The sequence below is a fragment of the Rhodopseudomonas infernalis genome, from assembly GCF_022271405.1.
Taxonomy (GTDB): Bacteria; Pseudomonadota; Alphaproteobacteria; order Rhizobiales; family Xanthobacteraceae; genus Rhodopseudomonas; species Rhodopseudomonas infernalis.
Window position 1 is genome coordinate 27,170 of record NZ_JAJNAL010000025.1, and the last position, 15,622, is coordinate 42,791.

A 15,622-nucleotide genomic window follows, 5' to 3' on the forward strand; every position below is an offset into this window, starting at 1 on the left:
TCCGGGCATCCCCACGCAGGAGGCAGTCATGACCTACATCAAAGAGGCCTGGTACCCGGTGGTCTGGGCCGATCGCGTCGGCCGCGAACTCACTCGCCACACCGTGCTGGAGGAGCCGATCGTGATCTATCGGCTGCAGGACGGCGGCATCGCCGCGCTGCAGGACGCCTGCCCGCATCGCCTCGCCCCGCTGTCGCTCGGCCGGCTGAAGGGCGACGACATCGAATGCGGCTATCACGGCATGACGTTCGACTGCGCCGGCAAATGCGTGCTGATTCCGGGGCAGGACATCATCCCGGGCCGCGCTTTGGTGCGCGCCTTCCCGGTGCAGGTCAAATACGGGCTGGTCTGGCTGTATATGGGCGATGCCCGCAACGCCGATCCGGGCAAGATCTTCCACATCGAGCAATACAACGACCCGGCCTGGCACGCGGTGCAGGGCGACACGCTGCGGATCGAATGCAACTATCTCAGCCTGTGCGACAATCTGCTCGATCCGGCGCACGTGACGTTCGTCCACGCCACCACGCTCGGCACGCCGGCCGGCGCCACCGTGCCGGTCAACAACGAGTATCATGGCAACGAGATCTGCGTCTGGCGCTGGATCCGCAACGCGCCGCCGATCGGCGTGTTCGCCAAATTCGGCGGGCTGACCGGCATGGTGGATCGCTGGCACTACTACACTTACAGCACGCCGAGCTACTTCAAGATCGACATGGGCTCGTGCCCGACCGGCAGCATTCCGGACATGGAGCGCCGCGCCGAGGGCACCCAGATGTACACCTGCCACGTGCTGACGCCGGTCGATGAGCGCACCGTGCTGCAGCACTGGTTCCACGTCCGCAACTTCCGCACCAACGAGTTCGAGATGGACGCCGACCTCAGCGCCAGCCTCGACATGGCCTTCCGCGAGGACAAGGTGATCCTCGAACGGATCCAGCTCGAGGAAGAGCGCGCCCCGGGCTTCAAGCGCATCATCCTTGGCATCGACGCCGCGCCGATGAAGATGCGGCGGATGGTGGACAAGCTGATCCAAGCCGAGGCCGCGGCCCCTCAATCGACAATGAGCACCAACAGCAAGCCCGCGAGAGTATCGGCGGCCGCCGAGATCCACGGATGATCGAAACACAAGCAAGCTGCGAACAATTTATGCGCCGCTTGCCGCAAAGCAGCCTTGCCGCAGCAGGGCGTGCTCGTAGGATCGACGCAGCGGGAACGCGCTTTGGCTGATCCCCACGGTCGCAGGAGCTCGACATGAATTTCGCTGACGCGCGGCCCGTCGTGCTCGACATCGCCGCATCCGCCGCTTCCGGGCTGCCGGTCTACTACCCGGCTCCCGACGTGGCGCAGGAGCCGCCCCGGCGAGCGTCCGGCGCGCAGGAGCCGCGGCGCAGCCTGCTCGGTCGCTGCCAGGCGCTGCTGCAGGCCCAGCTCACCAGCGCGCGCCGCTGACCACCGCACGCGCCCGCATTGGTCGCGCGGCTGCTGATCAGACGGCCTTGGCCAGCTTCCGCACAACCTTGCGCGGCTTCGGCACGAGATCGCGGCGCAACGCGAAGCAATTGCGCTGATAGTGGAACTCGGCGACGTAGATCGCCACATTGGCGCTATCCACCAGCACCAACCGGCAATCCGCCGTCGGCTCGCCGAGCCCGACGCGAAGCAGATCAGCCGTTTCCCAATCGGCGACCCCGATCGTCACCGTCTGCAGCGCATGCGCGACGTCGATATCGGGCATCTCCATGATGCGCGGCAGCGCCGGCTTGCGATTGAAGGTGCGGCGATCGCGCAGATAGATGTCGCGCGCGAGCCGCAGATTGGCGACCGCAAACGGCTCGCCCCGGCTGAACTGCACGCTGCGCAGCTGCACGTAGTCGGCCGCCCGCACGCCCTCACCGTCCCGCAGCAGCGGCGCCGCGGCATGCTCGTCGATGCTGACGATCTTGATGACGTTGTCGCGCACCGAGTCGATGACGGATTCGAGATCGTTGGCGAGATTGAACCAGTGCTTCTCCTTGGGACGCCCGGACACGAACGTGCCCTTGCCGCGGATCGACTCGACCAGCCCATCATCGCGCAGCAGATCCAGCGCCTGCCGCACCGTGATCCGCGCCACCTTGAACTCCGCCTCCAGCTCCTCGATCGTCGAGATCTTGTCGCCCTCGCTCCAATGCCCACTCTCGATCCGCTGCCGCATCACCGATGCGACCTGCAGATACAGCGGCACACGGTTACGATCACGGTCTGGGTTGCGCATGAAGGCAGCTTCTCGTGTGTCTTCGGGAACGATTGCGGCGACGTATCCGGCAGCGGCCCCGCTCGGCTGATCCGATGTGCGACTATAACGGTTTCGCCGACCCGAAACATCCCAAAGTCTTTATAATAGACTTAATTAGGCTGGGGGCTCTTGGCGATCCCGCCCGGCGAGGGTGAGGGGACCATCTCTTCTTGAGTTATCACCCGCAGAAAATCACCGGGCGCTATCTTGGCGCGGCCATGAAAGACGAGGACAAGAACGGGATCATCGCCAAGACGAACGCCAGCAATCCCGGCATCGCGATCTTCCAGTGCAAGCGCGATGCGAAGGGGCGAGTTACGTCTGTGCGGGAGTGACGGGGTCCAGGCTAGTTGCCTTCGGATACTATGCAACTGCGATTTTCTGTAAGGCGGTCGCTTCGACCGTCGATACGGCGTAATGTGCGTTGCGGCCCAACCGCATTGCCAGCCAAAGATCGTCGAGGGCCGACTGAATATCGGCGTCGTGGGTCGCAATCGTACCGAGATCCATTCCGCTGCAATAGGTCTCTGCCGGCGAACGAGGCATGACTTCCCAACCATGGGACATCCACAAGACCGAGCCGGCTTTGTGCAAGGCACTACGTCCGGCGCGCCCCGGATTGGCGCGGTCCCACTGCTGCAAGCAAGCCGTCAACTTCGCCATGGCCTGCGCCAATACAGGAGCTCGTTCGCTTATCGCAAAGGTCGCACCGCGAATAATGACGTTCTGGGACAACATGGTTTTTTGGTCGGGATGGGACATTGCGACGAGGTCTGTGCAGCGTTCGACTTGCGAGATCGCGTCCGCTTGTTGGACGAGGGCTCCGACCGATCGGGCCTCCGGCTTGGCCAGCGCGGCGAGGAGAACCGTGTTAAGTGCGCCGTCGCCCACAAATTTAAGAAATTCTTCACGCGGTTCACCGGTTGCGTACCGGGTCTGCACTTGCCGGAAGAGGCCCTTCGGTTTGCCGGGACCGTAGGGCTTTGAGAACATGATCTGAACGACGCGGCACGCAATCGATGCGAGCGCATCGTCCTGAAGCCACCCCTCTTCGCTCCCCTTGGCGCCGAGCAGAATGGGAAAGACGAGCGCCTGCGCCAACGTGGCGGGCGGGCATCTTTCTGCAAAGCTCGGCTTCGCCAAGCCAAACAGGAATGCCTCGATCTCCCTGCGCAAAGTTGCCATCGCCTCGGCATCGCTTCTCGGGACTGGCGTCTGCTCCGGCGGCGGTGGAGTTCCAGTCGGTTTCATCCCCGATGTGGCGCCATCTTCGTATTGCTCCGGCTCGTCGGCGCCCCATCTTTCCTGAGAAAGGTCGACTTCCGGATCGTCCTCTGAAGAAAAGAGAAGCGCTATTATCCCGCTCAGCGATACGCCGTGCATCTTGTGTTGGCCAGGCGCGTTGGTTACGTGCTTCCCAGCCTGATCGCTGATGCGGTAAGTCAGCTTCGAAGGATCGACAGGACCTGCCGCCTCCTCGTCTTCATCCGCGCCGGTTTCCTTTTCATTTGGTTCCCGGCGTTCCGGACCCAAGTCGGACAAGTCTGGCGTTTCGCAATTGAAGAGGCTCGTAGAAATCGAGTAGATCGCCTCCATGATCCGCTGCTCGCTCGCCCCTGCGAAGCCGCGGCCCGAAAATACGCTGTGGTTGGGATCGGTCTCCCGGCCGCGAGCACCGTTTTCGATCGCACGGTCGTTGTCGAGCCAGCGTGATTGCGTCACGATGACATCTGCGTTCGACGGAATTTCCATCGTCCCGAAGACGGTCTCGGCCCCCAGCGATATCTCTTCGGAAAGTCTCCCGGTGAAGCGATTGTTGGATCGCTTCATGGGAACCCGATACTTCTTTCGGTCGATCTCGAAGACGAGTGTGGCGCTATCCTGATCCGGAGTGGGTTCGACGACGGCCTCGATCGTGCGTCCTGATTCCCTTAAACGGAGGCTTGTGAGGCGGTAGATCTCACCATCGGCGGCATTGCCGGGCAGTTCCTCCAGCTTCACCGGGGCAGTAAGAACATCCTCGGGCAAGTGTTCTTCGCCATCGAAGTCGGTGAGGAGCGGTACGAAGGCGGCGCGATCCGGCGTGTCGTACACGGTGATCAGTTCGATATTCCCGTTGGCGTGATTTGCGAGCCAAGCCGCTGCCGAGCAGTTCGCGGAACCCATCACAGCCGCATCGCCGTCAGATCCCGAGAACCAGCAAAGTTTTGCGTGCATGCGGCGCTTGGGATCACGCTGCACGAAGCGCACGTCGAGCGGTAGCTTGGCTAATTGCTTCGCATCGAACGAAGCGAAAGACGGCGTAACGCAAATGGTAGCTTTCTTCACCCCGAAGGTGTCATGTGCCCAGCGAAGGAACGCGCCGTCGACGTCGGTCGATCCGGTGTACATTTTGAGCGTTGCAAAGCGACGTCCTGACCATCGGCGCGCCAATTGCGGGGCAAGCGGGCGGCCCGGCATGCCGAGAAGAACAGGAGTTGCAGCGGCTTCCGACGCCGCTCGGCGTAACCATGGAAGCGATGCGCCGACTTCCTCGATCTGCGATCGGAAGGATTCCGCGCCGGTCAAGCTTGCAACCGAACGCAATATATCGAATAGCCACGCACCGCTATCGGTCGAGCCAGGGCCGATCGGCCAAGCGACGGCAAGCTCGTGGTTGCCGCCCCAACCGGTATAGGTGAGATTGCCGGAGCCGATCCAGACTTTGCCACCCTCGGGCGAGAGGCGGACCATCAACTTCGGATGGAAAAGGTTCGAAGGATTCGCCTCCGCCAGCGTGTACTTCCGCCCAAGATGGAAGATCTGTCCCGCGCATCGCTGGATGGCTCCCCCGATCTCGGAGGCGTCACCCAAGACCAAAATGCGGCGCGTTCCGCCTACGCCCAGATCTTCATACGGGATGCGCTCGAAGAACAAGGGATCGAAGGCATAGGTCAAAAATATCGCGACGGAATAACCGGGCTCCTTGCAAAAGTCGCGTGCACTGATCATGACTTTTCCAGCGTTGCGAGGGACCGGTCGAGAACGCGTTTGCCGGATTTCGTCAAGCCATCTTCCGAAGTGAGTTTGAGCTGTTCCAGCCAGTCAATCGACATCGGAAGGCGTGAGCCCGTGCGACCCGGCCTGAAGGCGTTGTTACGAGACCAGGCCTCCGTGTCGGCGATCAGAACAGACACATCTTTGCCGCGCAGCGCTGAGAAGCGGCTCCATGCAACGCGAAGATGCTGCTGCACCGTTCGCAGGACGAGTTCGGCCATGACATCGCGATAGCTACGGTCGTCGGCAAGAAACCCCGCGATCTTCGGACGTATCACGGCATCGATGCCGATTTGAAACGGGAAAATGCTGCCGAGATTTACAGATTGCTGCGCGCCGGCATCGCTGTCCTTCAAGGCGCGCTGGCAGGAAAGACACCACACAACGGGTAGCAGGGCGACTGCCGCATCGCCCGACGTTCCGGCATATTCATAAAGCTCGGTTTCGGACAAGCCACCTCGCCAACGGGCTATGCCGCTCGTTTCCACGCGGTCCCTGCGAGATCTTCTTTGTACGCGCTCATAGACTGTCCGAAAGGACAACTCATGGGCCGCTTCGCCATCCAACAAGAGGCGGAACGTACGCAGCGCCTCGTCCTTTTCCGTGGAGCCGGCGACGAGGGATGCAACGACTTCGCTAGAGAGCGCAGGCGAGCACTGTATTTGGAAAACGCTGTCTACCTCGCGCATCACGGCCGCGAATACGTGTTCGTGACAAACCGCGAGGCAATCTCGCACGACAAAGGCGAGGAAACCGTCCAAACTCTGAGACAGGCAGGTCGGAAGACCTTCAGGCGGGCGTTGTGACGCTTCGAAGATATCGGCCTCCTCGATGGGCCGTTCGTTCTTTTGGGTCAACCATAGGAGCAGCGCATAGTGGCGCAAGCGCCGACGCTCTGCTGCATCCGCAGGTCTTTTTGGAACGAGAGCATCGATCAGAATGTTGCGCTCGCCGCGCGGTATCGCGATGATCGACATTGCCTCAGCAAGCTCTTCAAGTTCGTCGCGGTTAATTTCGTCGGTAGTCGGCTGTTTCGTGAGGCGCGCGCCATAAGCGGTCCCTTCCAACACTTTGTCGAACTCTTCGGCAAGCGCGATTCCTCGTTCTTCACTGAGCTCGTTGAGCCCGTGCTTCGCCGGGCGCGTGAAATTCAATTGACGACTCGACGCGATGTAGGCGTTTAATGCGATGTTTTGCGTAAGCCGTCTCAAGGGCAGCGTTGCCTCTTCTCGATCGATCTCTTCATCTGCACCGCCAACGCCGACGAGATTGTTTACGGTGCGATCCAATATCCGGTTCGCCATAACGAAAGCGCACTCTTGCGCGGCTGCGAACTCGAAGAAGGACGAGCGTTTCTCGGGCAATCTTGCCTTGGCATAACGCCAAATGATCCAGGCGATTACGGACATGTAGCGCAGCTTCGGCGTGATAGTGGTCACCCCATCGAAAAGGCTATTTCCAATAGACTGAACTGGTGCGCGAAGCCCGAGTAAATCGAGGCCAGCCGTCTCGTCGGCGTTGTAAGAAACCCATTCCGGTACGGGTATGCTCATGAACAATCAGCCCACTCAGCGGCCGGACACCAAGCGAAGAGACGCCCTCGATCCCCCGTTACGAAGCCGAAGGCGACGGCCGCGTGGCTAGCGCAAACGTTCTGCGGTAGAGAATTCGAGGTCATATTCCCAAAGCTCGACTCCCTCCGGCACAAGATGGCCGTGAGTTTTCAAGTAATAGGCCGCAAGGCTCAAGTCTTTGCGGTAATGCTTCAACACAAAAAAGACTTTCCGGTATGAGGCCGGTGCAACGTGAAAATAGTACATAGCCTCGTTCCACACGGTCATCTTCGCACTCGGCATGTTGCCGCCATGCGTCCATGTGTGGGATTTGCATTCGACAAGCATCGGCGGAGTTTCGCTGCCGAGATCGAAACGGTGAGATTTTTTCGCCGAGCCGACACCAACCGGCACCGCAAAATTCTTCGTCAGGACGATTCCCTGCGCTCCGAAAAACACCTTCGCCGCGGCCTCGAAGTCGTTGCCGGCTTGCGTGTTGCTGGTCGCGCCCAGTCTCTGGAAATTGTTATTGTCCATGCAGGCAGATGGCATCCTTCGGGAGGTGCAAGGGATAAAAGCACGCTTATATGGCAGTTGGAGCTAGCTACAATCTCGACTATAGTAACAAAGCATTGGCAGTCTCGACGGCCCCCGGGATCGGGGCCCGACAGCAAATTTTGTCGGCAAAGCCGAACGTTGAGGACTGCCCCGGGTCTCAGCACGGACCCTACCGGCAGACCAGGGCTAACGCGGCAGGATGGAGCGTTGGCCTATTCCGCGCTTATCAGGCCCCCCGCCGAGGGCACCAGGGAAATCTGACGTGGCGACATGGGATGCCACCTTAAATAAACTTACGGCGGCGATAGTCTTCGATCCGGAAGCGGCCACTCTTTCAGGCAGCGTCCGGGATGCTTGCGGACTGCGGCTGCAAGGAGTGGCCAGTCTTCTTCGGAAAGCGTCATGAAGAACACTTGCAGGGCAAAGTCGTCGCGGACCGCGGTTAGATGTCCCAACACGTCGTACCACACGCGCCCCTCAACACGAATCCGGTGATGAAACTCGTGCCGGTGCGCCGTCGTTTTGTCAGTCCGTATCCAGGCAGCAAGCTCGGCGCCGTAGTTAGGCGGATCGGCTGCGCCGCCCTCACGCCACCGCCACCCGCGCCCCACCCCGCCGTGACCTTAGCCATAGCGCGGTGACGATGGTGATGTTGACGGCGTTCCAGGCGAGGCCGTTGAGGAAGGCGGCGGCGTAGGAGCCGGTGGCGTCGAAGATGACGCCGGAGATCCAGCCGCCGAGCGACATGCCGATCACCGACGCCAGGATCACCAGGCCGACGCGGGTCGCGGCTTCGCTCGCCGGCATCGCTTCGCGCACGATGATCGCGTAGGCCGGCACGATGCCGCCCTGGAACAGGCCGAACATCGCCGAGATCAGATACAGCGACGGCAGGCTGTCGAAGAACAGATAGAACAGCAGCGCCGTGCCCTGCGCCACCGCGCCGATCAGCAGCGTCGGGATGCCGCCGATGCGATCGGCCAGATAGCCGGAGCCGATCCGGCTGAGGATGCCGAACGCCAACATCAGCGACAGCATCTCGGCGCCGCGCGCGACGCCGTAGCCGAGGTCGCCGCAATAGGCGACGATGTGGACCTGCGGCATCGCCATCGCGACGCAGCAGGCGATCGAGGCGACGCACAGGATCACCGTCAGGGTGTTGGTGGGCAGTTGCAGGTCGATCCGCGGCGCCGGCGCGGCGGCGTGGCTGTGCGGCGCGGCGGCGCGCATCCGGGCGCGCAGCAGCAGCAACGTCAGCGTCATGGCGACGACGCAGAACGCACCGATCGCCAGATGCGTGGCGCGCCAGCCATAGGTCTGCGTGCCCCAGTTTACCAGCGGCGGCCACAGCGCGCCGCCGAGATAATTGCCCGACGCCGAGATCGTCACCGCGAGGCCGCGGTAGCGCTCGAACCAGTGCGAGGCCTCGGCCATCAGCGGGCCGAACGTCGCCGAGGCGCCGGCGCCGATCACGAGGTGCATCAGGTTGAACTGCCATTGCGCGGTCGAAAGCCCGGCGGCCGCATAGCCGAGCCCGATCAGCAGCACGCCGCTGCCGATCGCCGCGACGATGCCGAACCGGTCGGTGAGCTTGCCGGTGACGACGCCGCCGAGCCCGAAGCCGAGCATCGCCATGGTGAAGGCCAGCGAGGCCGCGCCGCGGCTGGCGCCGAACTCGGCCTGCACCACCGGCAACACCACCACCACCGACCACATCCCGACGCTGCCGATCGAGCCAATGGCGAGCGCCAGCGCCAGCCTGATCCAGGCCTGGCGCGAGTCGAGCACGAATGCCGGCCTTGTGCCGGTCGTTGAATAAGGCGTTTCCACACTGCAACTTTGCCGTGAGACGCCGCGCGGTCAAGAGACGCCGGTGGTGCCCCGCTATGCAGGGCGCCGGCCATCTTGCGGTAAAATGCTCTTGTTCGGCGTCGTCCAGACGGATAACCGCAAGGATCGCGATGCAGCGACTGGGCTGCAGCAGCAACCGTGCCGGCGCGCAGAGCCTGTCCGGCCGTCGCAGCGCGGCATGGGCACGGCTGGCATCATGATGTTGTGGAGGGTGTGGTGAGCAAGTTCGAGAATATGCTGGGCGGAATCGACCTGAGCGCCTCCACCGGACTCGAGTTCGGCCCGCTGACCTCGCCGATGGTGAGGAAGGGCCAGAGCAACGTCTTCTACATCGATCACGATACGACCGAAGGGATCAAGCTCAAGTACAAGGACGATGCCAATGTCGATTGCGACGCGATCGTCCCGATCGACTTCGTCTATCGCAACGACCTGTCGCAAAGCGTCGAAGGCCGCAAGTTCGACTACATTGTCGCCTCGCATGTGTTCGAGCACATTCCCAATCCGATCAAATGGCTCAATGAATGTGCCTCGGTGCTGAACCCGGGCGGCACTTTGTGTCTGGCGCTTCCCGACAAGCATCTGACGTTCGATCGGCCCCGGCAGATCACCCAGCTGTCGGAATGGATCGGAGCGCTGCTCGACAAGCGCGATCGGCCGAGCCCCGCTTCGGTGTTCGAAGCCGCCCGAAGCGCCCTGATCGAGGCGGGATTGCCGCCATCCAGGTGGCCGTACGACCACGCGGCCGAAAGCCTGGAGCGCTACATCGACGTCCATTGCACGATCTGCACGTTGCAGACGTTCACGGACCTGATCGACGGCAGTCGTAATCTCGGTCTGCAGCCGTTCAGCATCGTCGCCGCCTTTGAGCCTGAGCCCAACTCGATCGAGTTTCAGGCAAGGCTGAAGAGCCTCGGCGCGTGATCGGCTGAACCTCCGTCCCGCGCGAGCGTCGCCACGACCACAGGGGCGATGGGCGAGCGGAAAAGCCCGGCGCCCATCCCGAAGCGCCCGAAATCCGCCCCGCGACGCCTGCCGCCGTACGGTCTTAACCCGCGTTAACTCTTTCCTAACCATAAACCCGGCAAAATTTGCCGAGTGATGGTGTCGTCGGCCGCGGTCCGGATCAGGGCCGCGGGCGTCAGTGCGGTGCTTCACCGGCCGGCGTGCCGCCTTTGTGGGCGGACGCGCGGGCGATCAGGGGCCGACACGGCGGGAAGAGGCGGACATGACGGATACCACGGTCGGCCAGGGCACCGGCGGCGGTCTTCCCAGCTTCAAAGACATCGTCGAGATGCTGAAGCGCGGCGATCTCGCGCTGGCGTTCGGCGTGCTCACCATCCTGGTCGTGCTGATCCTGCCGCTGCCGGCGATCGTCCTCGACCTGTTTCTGGCAATCTCGATCACGCTGTCGATCCTGATCCTGATGACGGCGCTGTTCATCCAGGCGCCGCTCGAGTTCTCGTCGTTCCCGACCGTGCTGCTGATCTCGACCATGCTGCGGCTGTCGCTGAACATGGCCTCGACCCGGCTGATCCTGTCGCACGGCCACGAGGGCACCGCGGCGGCCGGTCACGTCATCGAGGCGTTCGGCAACTTCGTGATGGGCGGCAATTTCGTGATCGGGATCATCGTGTTCGCGATCCTGATCATCGTCAATTTCGTGGTCATCACCAAGGGCTCCGGCCGCATCGCCGAAGTCGCGGCGCGCTTCCAGCTCGACTCGATGCCCGGCAAGCAGATGGCGATCGACGCCGACCTGTCGGCCGGCCTGATCGACGAGGCAACCGCCAAGACGCGGCGCAAGGAGCTCGAGGACGAAAGCGGCTTCTTCGGCGCCATGGACGGTGCCTCGAAGTTCGTCCGCGGCGACGCCATCGCCGGCCTGCTGGTGGTTTTCATCAACGTCATCGGCGGCATCATCATCGGCGTCGCCCAGCAGGGGCTCAGCTTCGCCGAGGCCGGCCACACCTACACGCTGCTGACGGTCGGCGACGGCCTGGTCACGCAGGTGCCGGCGCTGATCGTCTCCACCGCGGCAGGCCTTCTGGTGTCGAAGGCGGGCATCTCCGGCTCCGCCGACAAGGCGCTGATGAGCCAGCTCTCCGGCTACCCGCAGGCGCTCGGCATGGCGGCGGGCGTAATGCTCGTGCTGGCCGTGCTGCCCGGCATCCCGACGCTGCCGTTCCTGGCGCTCGGCGGAGGCGCCGCCTACCTTGCCGTCACGGCGAGCAAGCGCAAGACTGCGGCGAAGGGAGCGGCGGCTTCCGCAGCCGCGCTCGCCCCCGAGGCTGTCGCGGCGGCGGCGGCCGCCGCCGAGGAGCCGATCAGCGCGGCGCTGAAGATCGACGACCTCAAGATCGAGCTCGGCTACGCGCTGCTGCCGCTGGTCAACGGCCCGGACGGCACCGATCGCCTCACCGAGCAGATCAAGGCGCTGCGCCGCTCGCTGGCGATCGAGATGGGCTTCGTGATGCCGGCGGTGCGCATCCTCGACAATGTCCAGCTCGAGGCCAACACCTACGTCATCAAGATCAAGGAGGTCGACGCCGGCACCGGCCGGATCTGGCCGAACCAGTTCATGGTGATGGACCCGGGCGGCGAGCAAGTGACGGTGCCGGGGATCCACACCACCGAGCCGACGTTCGGTCTGCCTGCGACCTGGGTCGACGCCGCGTTCAAGGAAGAGGCCTCGCTGAAGGGCTACACCGTGGTCGATGCCGCCACCGTGCTGTCGACGCATCTGACCGAGCTGCTCAAGGGCAACATGTCGGACCTGCTGTCCTACGGCGAGACGCAGAAGCTGCTGAAGGATCTGCCGGCGGATCAGGCCGAACTGATCAAGGATATCGTGCCCGGCCAGATCACCGTGTCGGGCATCCAACGGGTGCTGCAACTGCTGCTCGCCGAGCGGATCTCGATCCGCGACCTGTCGACGATCCTCGAAGGCATCGCCGACGCGCTCGCCTTCTCGCGCAATCCGACGTCGATCGTCGAACACGTTCGCGCCCGGCTGGCGCGGCAGATCTGTGCGCAGAACACGTCCTACAACGGCTACCTGCCGCTGATCGCATTGTCGGCGAAGTGGGAGCAGGCGTTCGCCGAATCGATCATCGGCCAGGGCGACGAGCGCAGCCTGGCGATGGCGCCGTCGAAGCTGTCGGAGTTCATGATCGCCGTGCGTGACAAGTTCGAGCAGGCCGCCCGCGAAGGCGAGGCCCCGGTGCTGGTGACCTCGGCGACGATCCGCCCGTTCGTGCGCTCGCTGGTCGAGCGCTTCCGCGCCCAGACCACGGTGCTGTCACAGGCCGAAATTCATCCGCGCGCGCGGCTGAAGACGGTCGGCAGCGTCTGATTCGCGGTTCGAGAGGGTGGCTCGCCGGCGCGACATTTCGGTCACATTCAAGCGGAACAAGCGCAAAACGATTGAGCAAAGGTGAATGGTGCAAATCTACCTTCGCACTCGCAAAATAACTTAAGCGACTGAATTTAATAGAATAAATGGACGGCTCGCAAACGCACACTCGCGGCCGTTCACGTCTTATCACCGCCTTGTGATCGCATCTTGGGAACGAGAAACCGATGGACTACGTTTGTTCGGCGAGTTGTTTGAACCTGCTTCGAGTTTGCGACTACCAATTCTCGAAGGTGGAGAAAGACACCAGGAGGCTCATCATGAACCATTCGATCTATAGCGCCGATCGTTCGACCCACCTCAAGGTGGTGGTTGTTGCGCTGGTCGCTGGTATTGCAGTGGCCGGCCTGGGAATTACGGCGCGCATGGGCGCAGGCGATGGCTACACGCAGACGGCACGCGTCATCAAGGCCGACAAGCCGATGATGGTGACGACCACGACGAATACCGCCATTCGCTAAGTCCGCTCCAAGAGGAATTGCATTCACGCGTTGCCTGTTAAGCCCCCAGGTTCATCGCGTGTGATGCAGCGATCCACTCGCCCCAAGTGGATCGCCCAGAAAGCGCCCGCTCCCCACGGGCGCTTTCTTTTTGCGCTCTCGTCAGCGCATCACCAGGCTGCACTTGCGACGCCGCAATTCCGCGCCCCTGCCCTTCCACCAAACCGTTAGTTAGTACCATCATTGCGAGCGAAGCGAAGCAAGCCAGCGCGGTGGACTGCGCTGGATTGTTTCGTCGCTTCGCGCCTCGCAATGACGCTGGCTGAGTGGCTTCGACGTCGTCAGGGCTTCGGGGGCATGGGCATCGGCGGCATGCTCTCGACCAGCTTGCCGGAGTACACGATCGGCCCTGTCGCAACGCCGGTGGGCGAGCCGCCTTCGGGCTCGATCGTCACCGCGTAGGTCGCCTTGCTGACCATGTCGGGGTCGTAGGAGGCCATCGACGGGTTCATGGTGAAGTCGTGGCTGCCGATCACGCCGAGTGAGCGCGGCTTCTGCAGCTTGTCCGACACCAGCCACAACTCGTAGCTCTTGCCGGGCTCCGGCGTGGCCGCGACCCGGCGCACCATGAACATCTTGTTGGAGGGATCGACGGTGAGGATGAAGGCCGGCGAGTTGCCGTCCTGCTGCAGCACCGCGACGTATTGCGCCGGCATCGCCTGAGGCGGTGTTTCGACCTTGACGATCTGGGTGCGGATCGGGGGCCGCAGTCCGTTCGGCAACAGATCCGGCTGATACAGTTGCGCGCCAAGCACCAGCGCCAGCGACGCCGCCAATGCGCCGGCGGCGCCAGCGACGCGCTTCCACACGTAGGTCTGCTTGGCGAAGCGCACGACCCGCATCGATTCCGGGCTGAGGCCGGAGCCGGTGTCATTGGCCGGCGTCGGCACAACGATCGGCGTCTCGGCTTGCGGCGAGGCTTCAGCAGCCACAGTGGCTACCGACGGAGCAACGGCAGCGGCGGCCGGCAGTGCGAATGCCTGCTGCTCACCGGAGCCCCCGATCGCCGACTTGATCCGCTCCCACACCTGTGGCGACGGCTCGACGCCGCCGACCATCTGGTTGAGCGCACTCAGCCTGATTTCCCACGACTCCACGACGGCCGCGTAGTCCTTGTCGGCGGCCATCATGGCCTCGACTTGCGCCCGCTCGTCGGCATCGAGAGTGCCGAGCGCGTACTCCGCGGCGAGCGCGATATGGTCTTCGCTCATGGCCATCAGACGAGTCCCAGACACTCCCGAACATCGAGCAGGCTGCGGCGAAGCCAGGTCTTGACCGTGTTCACCGGAGCATCGAACTTCGCCGCGAGTTGTTCGCGGCTCCAACCGTTGTAGTAAGCAAGCAGCACGAGTTTCTGACGGTCCGGCTCCAGCCGGCCGACGCATTCGAGCAGTTGCTTCAATTCTTCCGTCATCTCGCGGCGCGCCAGCGGGTCCGGCGAATCTGCAGCGGCCTCCTGTGCGGACGGCTCGTCCTCGATCGAAACCTCACTGCGCTTGCGCGCCACGTCGATCGCCCGGTTACGCGCGATCGACGCCATCCAGGTAATCGGCGAAGCAACGCCAGGATTGAACGTTCCTGCGCTGTTCCAGATCTTGACGTAAGCTTCCTGGACGACTTCTTCCGCGAGATCCTGACGTCTCAATATACGGAGCACCACGCCGTAGAGTTTCGCGCGCGTCGCATTGTAGAGCCGCTCGAAGGCCGCCTGGTCACCCTTGGCCACAGCGGCGATCAGCCAGACCAACTCAGCCGACGTCAGCATTCAGTCCCCACCCCGGCCGCCCCGCGCCGTCCCGGTCGTTCCGACCGATCGGCTCGGCCGTTGCCAGCATATCGTGCGCCGTCACGATCCGCCACGGCGCGGACGCTGCTCTTGTGGATACCCCGCGCGAAAAAGCCCGGGTGTGACCCGGGCTTTGCAGAGTTTTTCGCAATGGCTCGATGAACAGCCGTCAGGCAATGGCGCCGAGCCGCGAGCGCATCAGGCCGATGCTGTCCATGTCGGCCTGCTCGCGCGCGCCCTCCTCGGCGCGTTCGCGAGCCTGATCGCGCTCGTCGAGCAGTTCGACCTTCTTCAACTCGTCATAAGCTTCGGACAATTGCGCGCGAGCGTCCTCGAGCTGCACCCGCAGCTCATCCGCCGACCGGGTGAGGTTTTCGCGGCGCTGGATCGCGGCCTTGGCGTAGGTGGGATAGGCAAAGTGGGTGGGATCGCTGATGCCGGCACGCTCCTGCTCGGTCAGAATTTCCCGCTCCAGATCCACCGACATGCGTTGGAAGTCCGCGATCATTCCCTCGATCTGGGCTACTCGCCTGCGCCGCTCATCGACCTGAAACTTCTTCAAGCGGATCAGCGTGTCACGTGACTTCATCGACTCGTACTCCCCAGAAGTCCCGATTCAACGCGGGACGTTGCCGGCATGCCACG

General features: G+C 63.0%; 14 protein-coding genes. 6 read left to right on the forward strand and 8 right to left on the reverse strand.

Translation table 11 applies throughout. From position 1 onward, the window contains the following. The first annotated feature begins 28 nt into the window (after positions 1 to 28). Together LPW26_RS16765 and LPW26_RS16770 are read left to right on the forward strand one after the other, a co-directional pair. Complete coding sequence (locus LPW26_RS16765; protein WP_238736620.1) at positions 29 to 1,120, forward strand: aromatic ring-hydroxylating dioxygenase subunit alpha; 1,092 nt, start codon at positions 29 to 31, stop codon at positions 1,118 to 1,120. Between the two features lie 134 nt (positions 1,121 to 1,254). Next, the gene (locus LPW26_RS16770) at positions 1,255 to 1,452 is read left to right on the forward strand and encodes a hypothetical protein (RefSeq protein WP_238736621.1); all 198 of its coding nucleotides are present in this window, start codon (positions 1,255 to 1,257) and stop codon (positions 1,450 to 1,452) included. A gap of 37 nt (positions 1,453 to 1,489) precedes the next feature. On the opposite strand, the gene LPW26_RS16775 is transcribed toward LPW26_RS16770, so the two are convergent. Further along, positions 1,490 to 2,257 (reverse strand): GntR family transcriptional regulator, encoded by a 768-nt coding sequence (locus LPW26_RS16775; RefSeq protein WP_238736622.1) that lies wholly within the window; start codon positions 2,255 to 2,257, stop codon positions 1,490 to 1,492. A 191-nt stretch (positions 2,258 to 2,448) separates the two neighbouring features. Between LPW26_RS16775 and LPW26_RS16780 the strand changes: the two genes are divergently transcribed. Further along, positions 2,449 to 2,613 carry a hypothetical protein gene (locus LPW26_RS16780; RefSeq protein ID WP_238736623.1) on the forward strand — a complete coding sequence of 55 codons (165 nt, stop codon included), beginning with the start codon at positions 2,449 to 2,451 and terminating at the stop codon, positions 2,611 to 2,613. Between the two features lie 28 nt (positions 2,614 to 2,641). On the opposite strand, the gene LPW26_RS16785 is transcribed toward LPW26_RS16780, so the two are convergent. The 4 genes from LPW26_RS16785 to LPW26_RS16800 form a co-directional block, all read right to left on the reverse strand. Continuing rightward, a complete protein-coding gene (locus tag LPW26_RS16785; protein WP_238736624.1) occupies positions 2,642 to 5,269 on the reverse strand; it encodes a phospholipase D-like domain-containing protein in 2,628 nt (875 codons plus the stop codon). Next, positions 5,266 to 6,867: a hypothetical protein gene (locus LPW26_RS16790; protein WP_238736625.1), complete on the reverse strand. Its 1,602-nt coding sequence runs from the start codon at positions 6,865 to 6,867 to the stop codon at positions 5,266 to 5,268. Before LPW26_RS16790 ends, LPW26_RS16785 begins: the two co-directional genes overlap by 4 nt. A gap of 87 nt (positions 6,868 to 6,954) precedes the next feature. Beyond that, positions 6,955 to 7,404 (reverse strand): hypothetical protein, encoded by a 450-nt coding sequence (locus tag LPW26_RS16795; protein WP_238736626.1) that lies wholly within the window; start codon positions 7,402 to 7,404, stop codon positions 6,955 to 6,957. 606 nt (positions 7,405 to 8,010) lie between these two features. Further along, a complete protein-coding gene (locus LPW26_RS16800; protein ID WP_238736627.1) occupies positions 8,011 to 9,255 on the reverse strand; it encodes an MFS transporter in 1,245 nt (414 codons plus the stop codon). Between the two features lie 237 nt (positions 9,256 to 9,492). Here LPW26_RS16800 and LPW26_RS16805 point away from each other — a divergent pair, with 237 nt between their 5' ends. The 3 genes from LPW26_RS16805 (at position 9,493) to LPW26_RS16815 (ending at position 13,152) form a co-directional block, all read left to right on the forward strand. Beyond that, the gene (locus LPW26_RS16805) at positions 9,493 to 10,200 is read left to right on the forward strand and encodes a methyltransferase domain-containing protein (protein WP_238736628.1); all 708 of its coding nucleotides are present in this window, start codon (positions 9,493 to 9,495) and stop codon (positions 10,198 to 10,200) included. Positions 10,201 to 10,504: 304 nt separating this feature from the next. Continuing rightward, positions 10,505 to 12,631, forward strand: a complete 2,127-nt coding sequence (gene flhA / locus LPW26_RS16810; protein WP_238736629.1) for a flagellar biosynthesis protein FlhA — start codon at positions 10,505 to 10,507, stop codon at positions 12,629 to 12,631. Between the two features lie 320 nt (positions 12,632 to 12,951). Continuing rightward, positions 12,952 to 13,152, forward strand: coding sequence for a hypothetical protein (locus LPW26_RS16815; RefSeq protein WP_238736630.1), 201 nt, complete (start codon positions 12,952 to 12,954; stop codon positions 13,150 to 13,152). 320 nt (positions 13,153 to 13,472) lie between these two features. Here LPW26_RS16815 and LPW26_RS16820 read toward each other — a convergent pair whose 3' ends face one another. The 3 genes from LPW26_RS16820 to fliJ all read right to left on the reverse strand — a co-directional run bounded on the left by LPW26_RS16820 (position 13,473) and on the right by fliJ (position 15,566). Next, positions 13,473 to 14,408, reverse strand: a complete 936-nt coding sequence (locus LPW26_RS16820) for an anti-sigma factor (RefSeq protein WP_238736631.1) — start codon at positions 14,406 to 14,408, stop codon at positions 13,473 to 13,475. After that, positions 14,408 to 14,956: a sigma-70 family RNA polymerase sigma factor gene (locus tag LPW26_RS16825; protein ID WP_238736632.1), complete on the reverse strand. Its 549-nt coding sequence runs from the start codon at positions 14,954 to 14,956 to the stop codon at positions 14,408 to 14,410. The genes LPW26_RS16820 and LPW26_RS16825 overlap by 1 nt, the downstream gene beginning before the upstream one ends. Before the next feature lie 190 nt (positions 14,957 to 15,146). After that, positions 15,147 to 15,566, reverse strand: a complete 420-nt coding sequence (gene fliJ / locus LPW26_RS16830; protein WP_238736633.1) for a flagellar export protein FliJ — start codon at positions 15,564 to 15,566, stop codon at positions 15,147 to 15,149. Between the last annotated feature and the right edge of the window lie 56 nt (positions 15,567 to 15,622).